Raw genomic sequence first — 16,122 nt, forward strand, 5'->3', positions numbered from 1 at the left:
CCGCCCATCGCTGTCCGATGTCCGAAGGAGAACCCTGGTGTCCCTGCCGCGCAGCGTCGCCCTGGAGCGCACCCTGTACACCCTGGCCGCGCCGGTCCTCGCCGCGGCCCCCAACCTCTCCCCCGACAGCCCCGTCAACACCGCGATCCAGTTGGCGGGCGCCGCCGGAGCCGGTGGCTGGTACCTCGCCTACAAGAGCGACGAGCCCGGCACGGGACGCAAGGTCCTGCGCTGGTCGCCGCTCGTGCTCGCGGCCGCCGTCGACGTCGCCGCGAAGAACACGCCTGGCTGGGGCCCGTGGTGCGTGGACGCCCTGCTCGCCGCCGGCTGGGCGGCGGCCGGCCTGCTGGTGCTGCCGTTCTCCCGGCACACCCGCCGCCACCACCGGCCCGCCCTCGCCACCCCGGCCCCCGCACCGCAGCTGCAGCCCGCCGCCCCCGAGCCCTTCTCCGCGCAGCCGGACGACGGCGCCAGCTCTTTCACCCGGCAGGTCCGCCAGCTGTGGGAGAACCGCGGCATGCCCGGCCGCACCATCGTGGTGAAGGCCACCCCCCACCCGGGGATGCCGCACGACCTGTCGCTGCTGCTGCGCGCCTCCGAGGCCGGACGGCCGATCTCCGGCCTGACCGAGGAAGCGGTCGCGGCCGCCTTCGGCGTCGAGGTGACAGATGTGCGCATCGAGGCCGTGGCACGGCAGTACGGACGCGAGGGCGGGCCCGGCTGGAAAGAGGTCCACATCACCCCGGACGCCAACGAGCGCCGCCGCAAGGCCCCCACTGTCCACGAGTGGTGGGCCGACAGGATCGGAGCCGCCGGCGGGGCCGTGCCCGGCTCGGAGTTCGTCAAGGAGGTCCGCGACACCGAGCGCAAGGTCACCCACTACATCGCCCAGGTCCCCGACGAGATGGGCGAACCGCGCGTCAACCTGCACGCGTTGGCCGCCGCGCTGAAGACCAAGTACGACGAAGGCCGGCTGTTCGTCACCGTCGACGGCAACCAGGTCCTGGTCTCCCTGTGGGACACCTCGCCCCTCGCGCAGGTCTTCCCGGCCACCAAGGAGTTGCTGACCCCGGACAAGGACGGCCGGTGGGTGACCGGCTACCTCGGCAACGGCCAGCCCGCCCGCAACAGGGTCTACACCGACCGGGGCGCCGCCCACGGCCTCTTCGTCGCCCCGTCCGGCGGCGGCAAGACCCAGCTGATGGCCCTGCACATCGCGGCCGACGCCCTGTTCGGGGCTGTGGTCATGCTGGCCACGGAGGCCCCGGACGAGAAGACGGCCGCGCTGGGCAGGCATACCGCCCGCTACGGCGTCGGCGCGCTCTACATGGTCCGGCTCCTGCGGGCTCTGGTCGCGCTGATGGAGATCCGAGGCGAGATGCCGTGGGAGGACGGCCAGGTCCACGAGTGGGACCCGACCCGGCCGGGCTGCCCCTACCGGATGCTGTCCGCGTACCTGGACGAGTTCCTCTCCGCCGCCCGCAACGGCGACTACGGCGCGGAGATCATGGACCTTGCGGAGCTGGTGTCGGTCAAGGGCCGCAAGTACGGCATCGGCATCAAGGTGGCCGGCCAGTCCATCTACGTGCAAGACGGCTTCACGCAGCTTCTGTGCGAGAACCTGCGCGAGAACTGCATCCCCGTCGTGCTGAAGGTCGCGCCGAAGAAGATCACCGACATGTTCAGGGCCCTCGGTATCGCGCCCGAGCACATCCCCGACCCTCTCCCCCGCTCCTTCTCTCCCGCGGAGAAAGGCCGGATCGAGCGGATCATGCGCGGCGAGCCCGAGCCGCCCGCCGACTCCAACACCGGCGGCGCCGGATGGATCGTCGAGGCCAAGCAGCCCGAGGTCCTGCGCACGCTGTTCATGGACTTCAAGGCGGGCATCGACGGCTACTTCCCCGAGGAAGTCGAGCATCTGACCGACTACGAGATCCGCGAACTCGAAGCGCGGGACCTGTGGTTCGACTGGACCGAGCCGCCCCGGCCCGGCGAGTTCGGCCCCGAGCCCGGCGACGACGAGGAGGACCAGGACGACGCCCCCAAGCAGGGCGGCGGCAAGCGCCGCGGCGGCGGGAAGCCCACCACGCGCCGCGATGAGGTCACCTCGCCCCGTCAGGCGCTGGAGGCCATCCGAAAACTCTCCGGCGTCTGACCCGACCCCATCCCGATCCCACCCCGAGGGGCCCGGCCGCACCCGGCCGGGCCCCTCCCCGCACTCGTTGAGGAGAGACACATGCACGGAGAGCCCACCACGTCGCTGCGGTTCCTTCAGGCCGCTACCGCTCTGGCGGAGCAGAGGGCCGCCCGTCTCGGAAACTCCTGCGCCCAGACCCCGCGGCCTCTGCTCATCCCCGACGAGGCCGCCTTCCACATGCCCCGCACCGGACGCCGGCCCGTCACCAAGCTCCTGTGCCGCCCGCCCAGCGACGCCACCGGCACCGTGACCGGCTGGATCTCCAGCACCTGAAACCGCCCCGGCCGCCGGCGTCGAAGGCCGCCACCCCGCCCGCACCCTTCGACGCCCCCAGGGAGTCCCGATGCCCCACACCCATCCCTCCCCCGCCATAGACCACCCCGGCCGCACCACTGCAGAGCCCGTCGCGCCTGTGGCTCCGGCGAACCTGTCCCTCGAGGAACGCCTCATCCTCGCCAACACGGTCATGACTGCGCGCCTGGACGAAGCGGCCGTCGCCTACGAGGTCAACACCGCCCACATCCCCACCGAGCCCATCGACCTGGCCGACATCGTCACCGGCCCCGTCTACACCGGGCCCGCCCCGCTGCCGGAGCTGTACCCGACACCGGTCGCCGCCCTTCTGCAGCGCGCCCACCACCGTCTGCTCACCGACGGCTGGTGCGCCGGCGTCCTGGTCGACGAGGACGGCGCCCGGTGCATGCTCGGCGCCATCCGCGCCGAAGCGCGCGGCGACCGCGGACTGGAGGCCAAGGCGGCCGCTGTGCTCCTGGACGTGATCCGCCGCCACTTCGGCGACCACGTCGACACCGTGCCGGCCTGCAACGACGCACAAGACTCCAGCCGGATCCCGCTCCGCATGCTCGACCAGGCCGCCCACCTCGCCGACGCCCGCGGCCTCTGATCCCGTCTCCGGGTCCCCTGCCTCGCGTCCGAGCCCGGCACATCTCCGGGGCCGGACACGGGGGCAGGCCACCCGGCCAAAGCACCCACCACGCTCACCACCGACTTCCGTGAAGGAGCAGCCGCACCATGTCCACCGACGACAAGCCGGTCAACGGCCAGCACCGCCCGCACAGCATCCTCGACCAGGTCGAACTGCCGCCCGCCCGCAAGGGCAAGCAGCGCCTGGCGCGGCTTCGCACCGCGTGGAAGCAGTCCTGGGGGGAAGGCGGCTTCCTCTACCAGCGGTGGGAGGAGGTGTTCCAGGCCCGGCACGCCAGCTGGCACGAGATCGCCAACTGGATCAAGGCGACCGTCCTGCTCGCCGGGATCAGCCTCGTCGTCCTCGCCCTGGACACCGCCGGCGACATCACCGGCGCCGCCCTCGACGGTCTGTCCGACGTTCCGGCGTCCGGCACCGGTGACGGGCACGGCCTGTGGGCCACGGTCGACCAGCCGATCCGGGCCTTCCTCGCCGACCAGGCCGCCCATCTCGCCGTCGGCCCCGGTCCTCTCTACGCCTTCTGGCAGCTGACCGGGCTGTTCTCCCTCATCGGCGGCTTCCTCGGCAACGCCGGTGCCCGCATCACCTGGGCGCTGTTCGGCTGCGCGAGCCTGGCGATGGTCTGGTCGGCCTCGCCGGCCGGCGGCCGTGCCGCCGCCACCGGGCTCGCCGCCCTGATGTGGGCACTGGCCAGCGTCCTCGCGCTGCGCGGTCTGACCCTGCGGCCCATCGTCCACAACCACCCGCCGCAGTGGCAGCCCCAGTTCAACCCCGCGATCCACCTCCACGCCGCCCTCCCCGCGCCCGCCCCGGCGGGCGACGACTTCGGCGACGGTCCCGACACCCTCCGCCGGCTCCAGCGCTGATCCTCCGGTCGCTCCGCCTGGTCCTCGCCCCGCCCCGCCAACCCCGGGGCCGGGCGAGGACCGGACAGGCCGCCCGGCCGCACGCACCACCCAGTTGCGCCCCGCCGACACCAGCACAACGTCGGCGGGGCGCAGCGCTGTCACCCGACGACTGGAGGAGATCACTCGTGCTCATTCCCCGCCCGCGCCGCCGCATCGGCCGGCCCCGCCCGCAGCGTCCCGGGTCCCGCTACCCGCAGCGCCCCGCCCGGCTGCCGGGTCCCTGGAGCCGGTGATGGCCGGCCAGGACGAGGACCTGGTCGACGTCGATCTCTACGACGACGGCAGCTTCCCGGACTTCGGCCGCAACCAGGCCCCCGGCGCCACGGCCGTGTTCGCCGCGGTGCGCGGCAAGGGCCCCGTGCCGAAAACCGGGCTCGCCACCCGCCGCCAGTTACGGGCGATGGGCCTGAGTCCCGGCGGCCACGAGCCCGTCGGCCGGCTCGTCTTGCGCAGCGGGCGCTGGGCGTGGCTGTACCGCATCGACCTGGCGGCGCCCAAACGGACTCCGACGCTTGCCCAGGAGCGGGCGCTGGACCAGGCGATGGCCGCACGGCAGACCTGCCCGAAGTGCCGCCGCCGCTACCACCACTGCCTGCCGCTGCGCACCCAGGGCTGCTGTGACGAGTGCGCCACAGGAACGTCGGCGGACCCCAGCAGCTACACCACGCCCCCGGCCACGCACCAGCTGGCCGCCTGACCCAACGAACCATCCGAAGGAGTCACCTATGGCCCTCAGCCTGTTCTCCCGCACCCGCCCCGCCGAACCGCCGACCGTCGAGCCCGAGCCGTGGCCGGAGACCGGCGAGACGTGGACGCCCGAGGGCGTCACCGTCGTCGAGCGCTACGCCAACCAGGCCGGCGCGGTCGTGCTCGTCTTCTCCGCGGACGAGAGCTGCTACTACCACGTCGTCGCCTGCCTGGGCTGCCACTACTCGCAGTCCAACGACCCGGACAAGAGGTACAGCAGCGGACTGACGCTGACGGAAGCGGGCCGCTTCGCCAACGCCCACGCCACCAGCTGCCATGCGCTGCCCCGCGACATCCCGGCCCGCCCGGACGACGACACCGCCCGCGACCTGCTGCGCAAGTGGGTGCGCGGCATGCGCCGACGCGATGAAGACGTCCACCTCTCCTTCCGGGGCTTCGATCTGGAACGTCTGTTCCTGCAACGCACCAACGCCTGGATCGAGACCGAGCTGCAGCGCCTGGCCGACGACGAGCCCACCGTCCTGTACGCCAAACGCAGCGAGTACAGCGGCGGCCGCCTGGAGTTCCTCGTCCTGCGCCAGCCCGGGAACTGACCTGGCGCCCCACTCGCCACGAGCGCCCGGGGCGGCCGCCGGCATGCGAGGCCCGGCCGCCCCGGAGCACCACCCCTTCCCTGGAGTTCCCCGACTCCTACGTCTTCCTCGGGGACCGCGACCAGACCATCGAGATGATCGGCAACGCCGTCACCCCGAACCTGGGCCGGGACCTGGTCGGCGTGGTGGTCGAAGCCCTCACCGGCGAAGAGGTCACCTGCCCCGACGCCGCGATGGCCGCATAGGCGGCGCCCAGCCCGGCCGGCTCGCGCGTGGTCGCCGTCCGACCACAGGCCCCAACACGACGGCGGCCACCACCCCGACCAGCGGTATCCGGTAGATGTAACCGGTTCGTGACCTCTGGTCGGGGTCTGTGGTCGGGGGTCTGGTCGGCCCCGCGCGCTGTGCTGCCTTGTGCGGCCGGCGCCGAACACGACCTGCAGTCATCCCGGGACAGGCCTACTTCGGCGTCCAGACCAGTTCGCCTGCCCCGGGTCCCCATCCCGTACGAGACGAAAGGGAGATCCTCAGTATGGACCCCGTCCTGCGCGTACAGGGCCGGTTCGGCCAGCGCACGCTGTTACTGACCACCGCCGCGGTGCCGTTGACCGGCTGGACCGTGCACGCCCTCGCGCTGCACCGGCGTCTGGCCGCCAGCCGCCGTGACCCGCTGACCGGGCTGCTGCGCCGCGACGCCTACACCGCCCGCGCCCGCCGGCTGCTGGCCCGCCATGGCGAGGACACGGCCGTGGTCATGGTCGACGCCGACCACTTCAAGCAGATCAACGACACGCTCGGGCACGCGGCCGGCGACGCTGTCCTCGCCGCTTTCGGCTCCCGGCTCACCGCGTGGGCGGGCCCGCGCGCCGCCGCCGGACGCCTCGGGGGCGATGAGTTCGCCATCGTGCTGCACCTGCCGCGCGGCCGCCGCGAGCAGCGCCTCACGCAGTTGGTCCGCATGCTGCACGCTCCTGTCGTCCTGAGCGATGGCCGCACCGTCGGTGTCGCTGCCTCGGTCGGCGCCGCGACCCCGGACGTGGTCGGCTCCCGCGACCTGGCCGTGCTGCAGCGGGCCGCCGATGCCGCCCTCTACGACGGCAAGCACTCCGGCCGCGCGGTCCTGGCGACGGCGCAGCACGTCACGGTGCCGTCCGTCAACGGCCGCCGGGCGGGCCGTCCGGGCACGGCTGTGTGGGGGCGAGCCGCATGAGCATCGCGACCCTGCCCGAGGGCGACTGGATCCGCGGCATCACCGTCAAGCAGCCTCACGCCGCCTGCATCACCGCCGGTGCCAAGACGATCGAGAACCGTCCCAGGGCGTGGTCCTGGCGCGGCTGGGTGCTGCTGCACGCGGGCAAGGCCATCGACCGGCCCGCCCTGCGGGTGCCGCTGGTCGCCCGTACGATCCGCGGCCGCGACCTGGTCACCGGCGCCGTGATCGGTATTGCCCGCCTTGCCGACTGCCACCAGGATCCCGACGGTTCCCCGCCGTGCTCGCAGTGGGCGCAGCCCGGCGCCTGGCATCTGGTGCTCGCCGATGTCCGCGAGCTGCCGCTGCCGGTGCCCGCCGACGGGCAGCTCGGCCCGTGGAAGCCCGCGCCGGACCTGATGGCGCAGGTGTTCCAGCAGCTGCCCGGCTTCCGGCCGTGACCCGCACGCGAGGCAAGAAGCCGCTGTTCGAGCCGGGGCTCATCCCGCCTCCCGGCGGCCTGCTGGACTGGCGCGACGCCCGCCACTTCGACCGGTGGCAGGACCTGCCGTGCGTGCTGTGCGAGCAGCCCACGTCGATGCGGTCCCACCACGGCGAGCCCGTGCACAAGGCGTGCGCGGAGGCCTGGATCGCCGCGAACCCGGTTGAGGCCCGCCTGGGCCGGTTCGCCTCCGACATCCAGTCCAAGCGTCGGCACGACGACGAGCACGCCTGACATCCCTCCCCCACCCGCGGCCACCGGCCCCCGGCTGGTGGCCGCCCTCTTTTTTCTTCTGTACGGAAGGACCTTCCATGGCGAGCTTCGCCATCACCGGCCGGCCGGCGCTCACCGCCGGCCAGGCCGTCGCCCTGACCCTGCTGCGCGACGGCTATACCCAGCGCACCATCCAGACCCGCACCGGCGTCGCCCCCGGCGAGCTGTACCCGCTGGCCGCCGTGCACGGCATTACCGCTCCGCACGGCACCAGCGAGGGCCACGCCTGCCACGAAGCCCGGGGCGAAGACCCGTGCGGGCCGTGCGAGACGGCCCAGGCCCGCGCCGAGTCCCGCGCCCGGGCCAGGCAGCGCAAGACCATCCCGCCCGCCCTGCGCGCCCGCCTGCTCACCGGCGCCCGCCGCAAGGCGGTGACCCGATGAGCACCCAGACCGACGCCCGTATCGCCTTTCCCCAGACGGACAAGCCCCTGGCGTGCCAGGCCCACCCGGAGTGGTTCGCCCACGAACGGACCACCGCTCCGGCCGCGCGGCGCGACATCGACCGGGCCAAACGCGCCTGTTCCAGCTGTCCCATCGCGGCCGGCTGCCTGAAATGGGCCCTGGCCAACCCCGGCCCCAGCCGGATCGGGGTGTGGGCGGCCACCACGCCCCGTGAACGCAGCGCGCTGCGCCGCCGCCTGACGATGCGGCTCGGCCCCGACTGGGTCGGTGTCATCGCCCAGGCCGACCGCGCCCGCCGCCAGGAGCCCCACCGGTCGGCCGGTGACGCGGTTCCGAAGCCGAGCCCGATGTGGTCCCACCCCTACCAGCCCTGGCGCGAGCCGCTCTCCCCCGACCAGCAGCGGCGCAACCTCCAGCTGCTGGACCTCGCCCAGCGCACCACCCGCCCCCGCTCCCCCCACCACAAGCAGACCCTGGGAAAGGCCAGCTGATGGACGCCATACCCCTTGCACTGGACGGATACCTGGCCGCCGACCCCGTCCCCGGCGACCGCGACGGCACCGTCTGCTGGCGGCTGTCCTGCTCCGCCGGCACCGACCACATGGTCGAAGAGGCGGTCATCCCCTGCACCACCATGGAGCCGGAGATCGTCCACGCGATGCTCACCGAGCGGCAGCCCGGCGACCTGCTGCGCGTCACCGGCCACCTCACCCTCCCCGACACCGCCGACGGCGTCATCCGCCTGCACGCCGACACCCTCGAAGTGCTCTGGGAAGCGCCCCTGCTGGATGCGGAAGCGGCGGAAGAGGACGAAGGCGGCGGGGACACCGCGACCGTGACGGGTGCGGAAGCCGACCGCAACAGCGCCATCGCGGCCCTGGCCGAAGCCCTCACCGGCCTCGGGCACCAGGCCGTTCCCGGCCCCGGACAAAGCGTCCGCCTCCACATCAGCCCCACCGGCGCCCTCGGCACCGGACTGGAGCACTGCCACAGCATCGACCTCACCCCGGCCAGGGCCCACCAGCTCGCCGACGCCATCGACGCCCTCAACTGCCAGCTCGACCACGACCGGCCCGACGGCGGCGTCGTCCTGGACCGGCTGACCGTCGCGGACCTGACCGATCTGTTCGACGGGATCGACCTGCTCGACCTGACCCGGACCGTCCTCAACGCCACCCGGCCCGAGAACCGGCCCGCCGTCACCCGCGCGATGGACGACATGTTCGGCGACGCCCCCGCCCCCGACGACACCGACCGATAACAGGCCGCCACAGGCCGAAGGGAGAACTCCCATGCACAGCCAGACCCAGCGCACCGTCCTGGAACGCTTCCCCGCCGGAGGACCCCGCGGCTCCTGGCCGGCGGAGGAGTATGCCGCCGCCCAGCGCGCCCAGGGCACGCCGGACGTCCAGGTCGTGATGGACCTGCCCAGCGACCAGTTCCTCGTGGTCACCCACACCAACCCCGAGTAGCACCCCGTCACCGCAGAGCGCCGCGCCCGGTTCGCCCAGCGCGCCCGCGGCGGCTGATGAAGCGCCCGGGGCGGCCGCCGGCACAAGGGCCCGGCCGCCCCTAAGCACCCTCCCGCTTCCCGCAACTCGCAGACCAAGGAGCCTTTCCACCATGCGCGTATCCGTGCACCACGCCGCCCTCACCATCGCCGGCGCCTTCACCGAAAGCCTGGACATGACGACCGCCGTGGCCGGCGGCGTCATCGGCGCCTGGGCGGGCTACACCCACTCCCCCGCCACCTGGTCCCACGACCGGCGCCTGACGGCCGCCGGTGCCACTGCGCTCATCGGCGCCGTCACCGTCAACGGCCTGGCCGACCTCGTCATTGCACCGATGCGGCAGCGGCTGGCAAAGACCCACCGCGTCATGCCGCACAGCACCGGCCTTGATGCGCTGCCCGCTCCCACCACCCTGGACGAAGGCCTGGCGCAGGTCGCCGCCGCGGCCGCCGAGGATGCCGCCCACCGCGCCGCCCTCGCCGCATACGAGATCGACCGGGGCGAGGGCTTCCTGCGCGACGAGCGGCGCTGGCACGGCTACGAGAACGGCGAAGCGTCCTTCCACCTCGCACCCGGCGTGGTGCTCCACTACCACAGCATCCAGGACAGGTACGGCCGCGGCCACCACTTCACGCTGCTGACCGGCGACACCGACGAGCCGGTGACCGTCACGAGCCTGGAGCAGATCCGCCACCACCTCGCCACCCGCGCCGCCGGCCTCCCCCTCGCCCAGCCCGCGGCCGCGGACAGCGCGCGGGACACCACTGAGACGGACGGCCTCACCGGCCCGCACACCGCCTGACCGACCACGCCGAACAGAGCCCCGGCCCAGCCCCACAGGCCGGGGCCTGTCGGGCGGCCGCGCATCGACCTGACCCGGACCGTCCTCAACGCCATCCGGCCCGAACACCGGCCCCAGGTCCCCTGCGCGATGACAAGCCGCCACGGCCACGGAAGGACCCTCCGCGGCCACCCGGGCGCAGCGCACCGTCCCGTAGCGCTGCGCCCGGCCTCCCGCCGGGCGCAGCGCGTACGGCGGCCTCATCACGCACCAGGCCGAAAGGCCACCAGCCGCTGGCCGGACCCGGACAGCCCCGTCCACCCACTGAACCCACTGCGAGGACTCATGAAAACCACCGACATGCGCGCCAGGGCCGCCGCCCTCCTCACCACTGCCCGTACCGCGGCGGATGAGGAGCGTGAGCGCCTGCTGGAGGAAGTACGGCTGTGGATCGAACTCGCCCGCCTCGCCCCGGCTTCCCCGCCGGAGACCGTGCCCGAGGGCACCGTGATGCAGATCCGCACCCGCGGCGGCGCGCTCACCGCCGTCATGGAGCGCACGCAGGCCAGTGGCCTGGTCTACCCGTGGACGTGCCTCGGCTGCGGGGACGGCCGCAAGTACGGCACCGCGAACCGTAGCGACGCCCGGCAGGAAGCCACCCGGCATGCCCTGGACTGCTGGGTTCTGCCCGAGCCCACCCGCTAGAGGTCACCCCGCATTCCGGCCGTCGCCCCCGCCGGCGGCTGACCAAGCGCCCGGGGCGGCCGCCCGCACAAGGGCCCGGCCGCCCCGGCTGTCACCCTTTCGAGATCAGGAGGGATCTCAGCATGCAGCATCGTCCCGCCGTCTTCGCCGCCCTGCTCGGACTGACCCGCGCCGGCAGCGCCATCGGGGACTTTTGGATCCAGTCGGATTTTTGTGCCCGCGTGAAGGGCGCCTCCGACGACCACCCGGTCACCTACCAAGACCCGGTCACCGATCAGGAGACCACCCACGGCACGGCCGATGGCCGTAAGGCATGCCTGCACCACTGCCTGACCTACACGGCCACGCAGGCAATCGTGGCCGGGGTCGGCGCCCGGGCGCTCGGCATCAGGGTCCACCCGGCCGCCGCCGCGGCCGCGCTCGCCGTGTCATTTGGCACCCACTACGCCGCGGACCGCCGCGTGCCGGGCAAGGACCTGCTGGAGAAGATCGCGACCAAGACCGGCAAGACCAACTTCTACAAGCTGGCCTCACACGGAATCAATGGCGCCTTCCACCTGGACTTTCTCTGCACCAACGACACGAGTCGACTGCGCTCGTTCTTATGTGGTGAACGTGGCCGGGGGTTGGTGGATCTCCAGGACAACTGCCGTGCCTGCCACCGACTGGTCCTCGTGCATGGTGATCACCTGGCCGGGCTGAAGGTGCTGCCACTGCGAGGGGTCCAGGGGCGCGAGTCGTACCGAGGCATGTCCCCCGGGCTCCAGGAAAGGCGTGAACTCCACCCAGAGCCGGGCAATGTTGAGAACCGGTTCGCCGGTCGCGGTCCGGTGGCCGATGTTCCACATCGGTCGCAGGACGCCAGCGCCAGAGATGGGCGTCTGTCGTCGCGCTTCGGTGGCCGGGCGGAGGATGAGGTCGGCTCGGAGAATCCCGTGGCGGGTCTCGAAGGCACGCCAGTGGCACCAGGCCGCGCTCTTCTCCAGCCTCATCTGTTCGGCAGCGGTGGCCAGGGTTTCCCAGAAGCTGAGGGGAAGCGGACGGACGTCACCGAGTCCTTCCAGCAGATCGAGGGCCACTTCCCACTCGTCGTGAGCGAGGTACTCCCAGACGTCGCTCACCGTGATGTCGTTCTCAGTGGCGATCTTCTCAGGAACCAGCAGGGAAGCGGCTTCCAGCAGCTTGGGGACGTCCATGCCCTGATTCTGGACCACAGTCTCCTGACGGCGGCAGGAGGTGCCCGATGACCTCCATCGAGCAGATCGCGACCCTGGCGACCTTCGGGGCGGTGTGGGCGGTTCTCTCCGTCGGTCACAACCTCGCTGACCACGTGATCGGGCAGACCGACCAGCAGGCCGAAGGGAAGGCGGCGCCGTCGGCGGCCGAGGTCGCCGACGGCGTGAGCCCGCGGCGGGGCTGGGGCGCGTGCCTGGGACACGTAGCCCAGTACCACCTGGTGATGGCCATGATGCTGGCACTGGTCTGGGCCGTCCTTCCGCTCCAGATGTCCTGGACCGGCTTGGCCGCAGGGCTCGCTCTGTCCGCGGTGACGCATGCGTTCTTCGATCGCCGATGGCCGGTGCGCTGGTTGTTGCAGCACATCGGGTCGAAGGGCTTCGCGGAGCTGAAGGCAGCGGGGATGAACGGCATGTATTTGACCGATCAGGCCCTGCATCAGACAGCACTTCTGGCCTCCGCTCTCCTGATCACCCTCCTGTGAGCTGGGGATTCTGGTGAGGGACTGCGGGAAGTCCGAGCGGGACCGGACCGGTTCGCGCAAAGCGACGGGCCTGTTCTCGCTTGCTGCGCAGGAAGGTGAGGGTGAGATCGAGGCCATCGATCTCACCTCGCCAGTCTTCGGCGACGGCGCGTTCGCGGCGGGCCAGGAGGTCCTCCTCCAGTTCGTCCAAGCGGGGCAACATCTTCGGGTTGATGCTCAGCATCGGGCAGCGGATGCAGGCGTGTTCGTGCTGGCACGGGGTTCCGTAGGGACGTCCGCACGAGCCGAGCTCGACTCGGCGCTTGTCGAAGTGCTCGTTGAACTCCGACCATTCCGTCTTGGTTGGCGCGCGGTACTCGCTCTCGGGTCGCTGTGCTCTTCGGCGGTCGAGGAACTGCTGGTAGTGGCGGACGATGTCGTCGTCGAAGACCGCGACGTAGCCGCGAGTGGTCTGGATGTTCAGGTGGCCGAGCAAGGCGGCGCCGATGTGAATAGGCAGGCCGCTGTTGACCAGCTCGGTCGCGAAGAGGCGGCGGAAGTCGTGGGGAGCGAACTTCACCTCGGCGAACCGCGGATCGGTATCGATCAGACCCTCGGCGGCCCGGCGGATCATCCTCCACATCGTCGTGGTGGACATCGCCCGCAGTCCCCCGGCGTGCACGTTCTGGAAGAGGTAGGGCAAAGGCTCGCTCCAGACCTTTTCGTGCAGGTCGTAGCGGACGCAGATCGGAACGGTGCCGTGCGCGCTGATGTGGCGGCGGATGATCTGGGCGATGACGTGGAACAGCTCCGCGGACATCGGGATCACCCGTTCCCGGTCGCTCTTGGACGGTGTGATCACGAGCAGGGCGACGACTTCACCACTCGGACGCTGGTAGTTGCGCACGCTCAGGTGAGTCAGCTCGGTCAGCTCCTCGGCACGCAGGCCGGCCAGCCGGAGCGTCTCCACGATCGCCCACTGCCAGAACGCCTGGTTCTCGGTGTGCGTGAGCTGTACCAACTTCCCGGTCACCCGGTTCACCGCCCGGATGGGCGCGGTCGCCGGGTCCCGACGTTCGGCGTCGATCTTCGCGGAGACGCGCTGCCACTCGGTCCCGTCGACGGTGAAGTGCTCTCCGAGCCCGACCGCGCGGGCGCTCTCCAGCAGCGTGCGTTGCCGCTGCCACTGATCGGTGACGTGCTGGGACAGGATCGGCAGCAGCGGCTGCCGTTCCCGCGTCCGGTTGGCCATCCGCTCCTGGACACGGCGCCGGCGGACGTGGAACCAGCGCAGGTCTTCATCGCGGATCGGGCAGGGTGCCACCCACTGGGCCCAGCGTTCCGGCTCTGCTACCGCCCAGGTGTGCAGGTCCAGGTAGAAGGCGCGGACCGCGAGGAAGGGGCCCTCGACGTGCAGCCGCGGCTTGCCGTCCGGCCGGACTAGCAGGTTCTCCTTCCAGTGGTTGACCGCCTCGGAGGACAACCGCAGGTCGGCCTGGTCCGGGTTGAAGTCCTCGATCACCTTCCAGAACAGCCGGACGAGGTTGGTGACCAGGGAGGTGAGCGTGGAGTAGTCGACCTCGACCGAGCGTCGGCTGATGTAGTGGATCAACAGATCACGAACACCCTGGTTGCGGATCTTGTGCTTGTCGACGAGTTCGGCGACAGGACGCTGGCCCTTGACCACGGCGGCCCGCAGCGTGCCCGGGGTCGAGGCCGGGAAGTGCCCCATCTCGGAAAGGACTGGCCAGGCCTGGGTGGCGGCGAAGCAGCCGTCCCCTCCCGCCTCGCCTGCCGTGACGCCGTACTTCCTGGACTCTGTCGCGTAGAAGAGCAACGCCTCCGGCGTCAGGTCGGCGATGTCGATTCCGAAGACGGTCAACGGGACGATCACGTCGAACTGGGCCCGCCGAATCGACTGGCGGCTCACGTTCAGGGACAGGGTCCGCTCGCAGAACTCCTCCAGCACCGGGTCTTTGGCGATGGTGCGGAACCACCGCAGGTAGTGGGAGAAGCGGTAGGAGCGGAAGGCCAGCAGCGACGGCTGGATCAGGCGCATCGCGAAAGCGTGGCCCGCGGAAGTGTTCATGGTGCTCTTGATCGCCTTGCTGCGGCCCTGGTAGAGCTGCTGGGCCTGGCGGCCCCGCTCGTTGAGGCCGGCGGCTTCCCACCGCTCCTGCCATGTGTCGCCGGGGAACTCCTGCAGGTGTTCCAGCAGCCGTTGCATCTCCGTCGTCCACTTCGCGACACCGGAGCCGATCCCGAGGACCGTCCCGGCCAACTCCGCGATGTCCTCAATGGAAGCGGTCGACAACTCGCCCAGAGGCCGGGGCGGGTGGACGGGCCTCGGCGGAGGTGCGGGCTCCACCGCAGTGGGCTTGAAGCTGAAGTCCCGCTCGTAGATCTCCAGCGAATGACGGCGCACCCGTCCGGTGGTCGGGCCCTTCACCCGGGCACTGTTGCCGGCCTGACTACCGGGCACCGAACACCACCGCCACGTCCTGCGGGTCGTACTGCTGAGACCATGCGGCCGGCTGGGCCGGGCGGCCGTAGTGCTCGGCGAGCTTGTCCACCAGGTCGTCCAGGCCGACCACAGTGTAGAGGGCGGTGGTGGTGACATGCGCGTGCCGAAGAATCGTCTGCACCTCCGCCAGAGTCATCGCCGGGTCCCGGGCAAATCGGGTCGCCGCCGTGTGCCTCGCGTCATGAAGCGTCCAGTTCATGCCCAACTGTTCAGTCGCCCGCTGGAGAATCCGGCGGGCCGCCCAGTAGGTCAACGGACGCGTCTCACCACGGCGAGTGCGCCAGATCGGCCCGCCGTCATCAGGCAGGCCGGCGTCGTTGAGGTAGGCCGCCAGGTAGGCCAGCGCCTCGGGAGAAACCGGCACTGGCTGACGGTCTCGGGTCCCCTTGGAAACGACCCACAACCGGCCCTTCTGCCAGTCGACATCGGTAAGCCCGACGCCCAGCAGCTCGGTGGCCCGAGCCCCGGAGGACACATAGCAGGCCAACAGTGCCCGGTCCCGGGCGCACCGCATCCGCGCGAACAGCTCCTCCCACTGAGCATCGGGAATCGCCCGCAGCTGACGGACCGGGACCTTCGGACGCAGACGGCCCCGGCGATGGCGGCCAGGAATCTCCAGCGGCGACCGGTGCGCGAGCGTCGCGCGGCGGGCCCGGTTCTCCGGCACCGGGTTGAGCAATGGCCCGCGTCCAAAGTGCAGGTGGAAGGCGTAGAAGCCGTGGACTGCCGACAGGTTGTGCGCAATCGTGGCCGGGGCGTAGCCCGCCGCCAGGACCCGCTTGCCGGTCGTGGGGTTCACCGCTCCGGGCGGATGTCCGCCCTCCCGTCGTCGCTGCCGCTGTGGATTGCGGGCCGACCGCAGCCAGCCGACCAGCGCGGCCGCCTCCGCCTCGGTGGCCTGTGCCCAGCCGACGTCCAGGGTCCACAGCACCCGGAACCAGCGCAGCAGGTCGTAGGCGTAGCTCCGGCACGTCAGCGGACTCACGTCCCCCAGCAGGCGGTCCCGCAGATAGCTGGCGACCGGCTCGACCTCACGCCCCGCGCCATCCACCACCAGCCACGGCAAGGACACCGACGTACCAGCAGCAACTGCCCCGATCCTCGACAGCCGTACACGGCCGTCCATCAGATCTCGATGTACCCGGGAGAACTCATGCGACAACGACATGCCCAGATGCTCCT

The 16,122-nt window shown here is 71.5% G+C and carries 19 protein-coding genes; 16 read left to right on the forward strand and 3 right to left on the reverse strand.

Annotated elements, in window-relative coordinates:
• Positions 1–37 precede the first annotated feature (37 nt).
• The 15 genes from AB0L29_RS26635 to AB0L29_RS26705 all read left to right on the forward strand — a co-directional run bounded on the left by AB0L29_RS26635 (position 38) and on the right by AB0L29_RS26705 (position 10,717).
• Positions 38–2,155 carry a chromosome segregation protein ParM gene (locus AB0L29_RS26635; protein ID WP_365830299.1) on the forward strand — a complete coding sequence of 706 codons (2,118 nt, stop codon included), beginning with the start codon at positions 38–40 and terminating at the stop codon, positions 2,153–2,155.
• Between the two features lie 81 nt (positions 2,156–2,236).
• Positions 2,237–2,470: a hypothetical protein gene (locus AB0L29_RS26640; protein WP_365830301.1), complete on the forward strand. Its 234-nt coding sequence runs from the start codon at positions 2,237–2,239 to the stop codon at positions 2,468–2,470.
• 70 nt (positions 2,471–2,540) lie between these two features.
• The gene (locus tag AB0L29_RS26645; RefSeq protein ID WP_365830302.1) at positions 2,541–3,101 is read left to right on the forward strand and encodes a hypothetical protein; all 561 of its coding nucleotides are present in this window, start codon (positions 2,541–2,543) and stop codon (positions 3,099–3,101) included.
• Between the two features lie 128 nt (positions 3,102–3,229).
• A complete protein-coding gene (locus tag AB0L29_RS26650; protein ID WP_365830303.1) occupies positions 3,230–4,009 on the forward strand; it encodes a hypothetical protein in 780 nt (259 codons plus the stop codon).
• A gap of 274 nt (positions 4,010–4,283) precedes the next feature.
• A complete protein-coding gene (locus AB0L29_RS26655) occupies positions 4,284–4,748 on the forward strand; it encodes an RRQRL motif-containing zinc-binding protein (RefSeq protein WP_365830305.1) in 465 nt (154 codons plus the stop codon).
• 28 nt (positions 4,749–4,776) lie between these two features.
• Positions 4,777–5,352 carry a hypothetical protein gene (locus AB0L29_RS26660; RefSeq protein ID WP_365830306.1) on the forward strand — a complete coding sequence of 192 codons (576 nt, stop codon included), beginning with the start codon at positions 4,777–4,779 and terminating at the stop codon, positions 5,350–5,352.
• 532 nt (positions 5,353–5,884) lie between these two features.
• Positions 5,885–6,562 carry a GGDEF domain-containing protein gene (locus AB0L29_RS26665; RefSeq protein ID WP_365830307.1) on the forward strand — a complete coding sequence of 226 codons (678 nt, stop codon included), beginning with the start codon at positions 5,885–5,887 and terminating at the stop codon, positions 6,560–6,562.
• On the forward strand, positions 6,559–7,002 hold the full coding sequence (locus AB0L29_RS26670; protein WP_365830308.1) for a hypothetical protein: 444 nt from the start codon (positions 6,559–6,561) through the stop codon (positions 7,000–7,002). Before AB0L29_RS26665 ends, AB0L29_RS26670 begins: the two co-directional genes overlap by 4 nt.
• Positions 6,999–7,277, forward strand: coding sequence for a hypothetical protein (locus AB0L29_RS26675; protein WP_365830309.1), 279 nt, complete (start codon positions 6,999–7,001; stop codon positions 7,275–7,277). Before AB0L29_RS26670 ends, AB0L29_RS26675 begins: the two co-directional genes overlap by 4 nt.
• Positions 7,278–7,354: 77 nt before the next feature.
• Positions 7,355–7,699, forward strand: coding sequence for a hypothetical protein (locus AB0L29_RS26680; RefSeq protein WP_365830310.1), 345 nt, complete (start codon positions 7,355–7,357; stop codon positions 7,697–7,699).
• Positions 7,696–8,211, forward strand: coding sequence for a WhiB family transcriptional regulator (locus tag AB0L29_RS26685; RefSeq protein ID WP_365830311.1), 516 nt, complete (start codon positions 7,696–7,698; stop codon positions 8,209–8,211). The genes AB0L29_RS26680 and AB0L29_RS26685 overlap by 4 nt, the downstream gene beginning before the upstream one ends.
• Complete coding sequence (locus AB0L29_RS26690; protein WP_365830312.1) at positions 8,211–8,981, forward strand: hypothetical protein; 771 nt, start codon at positions 8,211–8,213, stop codon at positions 8,979–8,981. The genes AB0L29_RS26685 and AB0L29_RS26690 overlap by 1 nt, the downstream gene beginning before the upstream one ends.
• Before the next feature lie 31 nt (positions 8,982–9,012).
• Complete coding sequence (locus AB0L29_RS26695; RefSeq protein WP_365830313.1) at positions 9,013–9,192, forward strand: hypothetical protein; 180 nt, start codon at positions 9,013–9,015, stop codon at positions 9,190–9,192.
• Between the two features lie 151 nt (positions 9,193–9,343).
• The gene (locus tag AB0L29_RS26700) at positions 9,344–10,033 is read left to right on the forward strand and encodes a hypothetical protein (protein WP_365830315.1); all 690 of its coding nucleotides are present in this window, start codon (positions 9,344–9,346) and stop codon (positions 10,031–10,033) included.
• Positions 10,034–10,357: 324 nt separating this feature from the next.
• The gene (locus AB0L29_RS26705; RefSeq protein WP_365830316.1) at positions 10,358–10,717 is read left to right on the forward strand and encodes a hypothetical protein; all 360 of its coding nucleotides are present in this window, start codon (positions 10,358–10,360) and stop codon (positions 10,715–10,717) included.
• A 602-nt stretch (positions 10,718–11,319) separates the two neighbouring features.
• Here the strand turns inward: AB0L29_RS26705 and AB0L29_RS26710 are convergent.
• On the reverse strand, positions 11,320–11,913 hold the full coding sequence (locus AB0L29_RS26710) for a hypothetical protein (protein WP_365830317.1): 594 nt from the start codon (positions 11,911–11,913) through the stop codon (positions 11,320–11,322).
• A gap of 47 nt (positions 11,914–11,960) precedes the next feature.
• Here AB0L29_RS26710 and AB0L29_RS26715 point away from each other — a divergent pair, with 47 nt between their 5' ends.
• Entirely contained in the window at positions 11,961–12,437 is a 477-nt protein-coding gene (locus AB0L29_RS26715; protein WP_365830318.1) for a hypothetical protein, read from the forward strand.
• Here AB0L29_RS26715 and AB0L29_RS26720 read toward each other — a convergent pair.
• Both AB0L29_RS26720 and AB0L29_RS26725 read right to left on the reverse strand, forming a co-directional pair.
• Positions 12,424–14,865, reverse strand: a complete 2,442-nt coding sequence (locus AB0L29_RS26720) for a site-specific integrase (RefSeq protein WP_365830319.1) — start codon at positions 14,863–14,865, stop codon at positions 12,424–12,426. The two genes, AB0L29_RS26715 and AB0L29_RS26720, sit on opposite strands and share 14 nt — an antisense overlap.
• A gap of 22 nt (positions 14,866–14,887) precedes the next feature.
• A complete protein-coding gene (locus tag AB0L29_RS26725) occupies positions 14,888–16,108 on the reverse strand; it encodes a tyrosine-type recombinase/integrase (RefSeq protein ID WP_365830320.1) in 1,221 nt (406 codons plus the stop codon).
• Between the last annotated feature and the right edge of the window lie 14 nt (positions 16,109–16,122).

The sequence above is a fragment of the Streptomyces sp. NPDC052701 genome (assembly GCF_040678355.1).
Classification (GTDB): Bacteria; Actinomycetota; Actinomycetes; order Streptomycetales; family Streptomycetaceae; genus Streptomyces.

What these genes read in the sequence shown, in the direction of transcription:
- AB0L29_RS26640 (WP_365830301.1), top strand. Translation starts at nt 2,237, where the DNA reads ATGCACGGAGAGCCCACCACGTCGCTGCGGTTCCTTCAGGCCGCTACC.
- AB0L29_RS26645 (WP_365830302.1), top strand. Translation starts at nt 2,541, where the DNA reads ATGCCCCACACCCATCCCTCCCCCGCCATAGACCACCCCGGCCGCACC.
- AB0L29_RS26650 (WP_365830303.1), top strand. Translation starts at nt 3,230, where the DNA reads ATGTCCACCGACGACAAGCCGGTCAACGGCCAGCACCGCCCGCACAGC.
- AB0L29_RS26655 (WP_365830305.1), top strand. Translation starts at nt 4,284, where the DNA reads ATGGCCGGCCAGGACGAGGACCTGGTCGACGTCGATCTCTACGACGAC.
- AB0L29_RS26660 (WP_365830306.1), top strand. Translation starts at nt 4,777, where the DNA reads ATGGCCCTCAGCCTGTTCTCCCGCACCCGCCCCGCCGAACCGCCGACC.
- AB0L29_RS26665 (WP_365830307.1), top strand. Translation starts at nt 5,885, where the DNA reads ATGGACCCCGTCCTGCGCGTACAGGGCCGGTTCGGCCAGCGCACGCTG.
- AB0L29_RS26670 (WP_365830308.1), top strand. Translation starts at nt 6,559, where the DNA reads ATGAGCATCGCGACCCTGCCCGAGGGCGACTGGATCCGCGGCATCACC.
- AB0L29_RS26680 (WP_365830310.1), top strand. Translation starts at nt 7,355, where the DNA reads ATGGCGAGCTTCGCCATCACCGGCCGGCCGGCGCTCACCGCCGGCCAG.
- AB0L29_RS26685 (WP_365830311.1), top strand. Translation starts at nt 7,696, where the DNA reads ATGAGCACCCAGACCGACGCCCGTATCGCCTTTCCCCAGACGGACAAG.
- AB0L29_RS26690 (WP_365830312.1), top strand. Translation starts at nt 8,211, where the DNA reads ATGGACGCCATACCCCTTGCACTGGACGGATACCTGGCCGCCGACCCC.
- AB0L29_RS26695 (WP_365830313.1), top strand. Translation starts at nt 9,013, where the DNA reads ATGCACAGCCAGACCCAGCGCACCGTCCTGGAACGCTTCCCCGCCGGA.
- AB0L29_RS26700 (WP_365830315.1), top strand. Translation starts at nt 9,344, where the DNA reads ATGCGCGTATCCGTGCACCACGCCGCCCTCACCATCGCCGGCGCCTTC.
- AB0L29_RS26705 (WP_365830316.1), top strand. Translation starts at nt 10,358, where the DNA reads ATGAAAACCACCGACATGCGCGCCAGGGCCGCCGCCCTCCTCACCACT.
- AB0L29_RS26710 (WP_365830317.1), bottom strand. Translation starts at nt 11,913, where the DNA reads ATGGACGTCCCCAAGCTGCTGGAAGCCGCTTCCCTGCTGGTTCCTGAG.
- AB0L29_RS26715 (WP_365830318.1), top strand. Translation starts at nt 11,961, where the DNA reads ATGACCTCCATCGAGCAGATCGCGACCCTGGCGACCTTCGGGGCGGTG.
- AB0L29_RS26725 (WP_365830320.1), bottom strand. Translation starts at nt 16,108, where the DNA reads ATGTCGTTGTCGCATGAGTTCTCCCGGGTACATCGAGATCTGATGGAC.